Genomic DNA, 1,492 nt, shown 5'->3' with positions numbered 1-1,492 from the left:
TTAGAGTTTCCCCATTTTTTTAGAAATGACTAGATAACGACTGTGGATAAGGTAACTTTGAGTTTTAGAATTATCCACAGATTTATAAAATCGCATAAAAAATGAATAAAACAGTCCAGTCTTTTGATATAATGAATTTGCTAAAAACCAAAAATCAAAAGCAGATGGAGATGTTTTATTCATGATTAATTATAACAAATTATCATACCAAATAAAAAGAAAAATATTAACTTTTTCAAATAAAATCTGTAAAAATCTATCAAAACCGTCTTATAAATTTATTACACAGATGATTTATGGAATTCTAGAAAATCAAACTATACTCCTGAGTGATATATCAAGGGCACTTAAAGAAAATATTTCTTTAAAAAAGACCATTGAAAGACTTTCCAACAATCTTAAGACCTTCAATAAACACAATGTGGCAATAGATAACTACATTTCCAAGATAAAACCATACATTGATGATAATACTGTATTTTGTGTTGATGGTTCTGAAATTACTAAAAGAAACAGTAAAGTTCTAGAAGCTATGGGTAAAGTTCGTGATGGAAGTACTGGTGAAACTAATATTAACGGGTATAATTGCTTTGAAATAGCTGCATTGACAAGTAAATATAATATGCCTGTCTCGGTGTACTCGAAAATATATTCAAATGCAGAAACTGATTTTGTAAGTGAAAATGAAGAAGTTTTAGAGGGCTTAAATTTTATAAGGAAACATTTTGGCAGTAAAGGTATCAGAGCTCTAGACAGGGGTTTTGACGATAAAAAATTCTATAGATATTTCATAAATAGTGGCGAGCCTTTTGTTATAAGGGCTAAATGTAACAGAAATGTCATCCATAACGGTAAATCTATTAATATATTAAAACTTGCCAATAAATATCATGGAAGATTTTCAACTATAGTAAGAAACAAAGCCGGCAAAGCGAAGAAATGTAAGTTTAGTTTTATATCCATTGCCCTGCCGGACATTCCTGATAAACCACTTACTCTTGTAGTAATAAGAGGTTTTGGAAAAGTTCCTATGATGCTTATCAGCAGTATTAAACCCGATGATAAGAGATTAACACTCACGATAATCCAGGTTTATCTCAAAAGATGGAGGATAGAAGAGTACTTCAGATTTAAGAAGCAGCAGTTTGATTTTGAAAATATAAGGGTAAGAAGTTTAAATTCCATAAGAACTATGAATTTATTATTATCCTTAATTGTAGGTTTCATTGCCATGCTTTCAGAAAAAAGGGGAGAAAATATACTGAATATATTAATACAAAAACTTTCCAATCGAATTTATAAAATACCTGAATTTGATTATTATGCAGTAGCCGATGGTATTTATGCAATATTAAAAAAGACACTTACTGGAATTAAAAATTTTATCCAACCAGTTTTAAAAACCAAGGCTCCACAACAATTATTTATAGCTGAAGCACTAGAAGTATAGCCCTAGATATATCTGAAATAATTTATTTTGGGGAAACTCTAA

The 1,492-nt window shown here is 29.5% G+C and carries 1 protein-coding gene; it reads left to right on the top strand.

The features are described 5' to 3' along the window. Window positions 1-181 precede the first annotated feature (181 nt). Window positions 182-1,450, top strand: coding sequence for a transposase (locus CLLU_RS18455; protein ID WP_106011213.1), 1,269 nt, complete (start codon window positions 182-184; stop codon window positions 1,448-1,450). Window positions 1,451-1,492: the final 42 nt, after the last annotated feature.

The sequence above is a fragment of the Clostridium luticellarii genome, from assembly GCF_002995845.1.
Taxonomy (GTDB): Bacteria; Bacillota; Clostridia; order Clostridiales; family Clostridiaceae; genus Clostridium_B; species Clostridium_B luticellarii.
This window is presented reverse-complemented; position numbering and strand designations above follow the sequence as displayed.

What these genes read in the sequence shown, in the direction of transcription:
- CLLU_RS18455 (WP_106011213.1), top strand. Translation starts at nt 182, where the DNA reads ATGATTAATTATAACAAATTATCATACCAAATAAAAAGAAAAATATTA.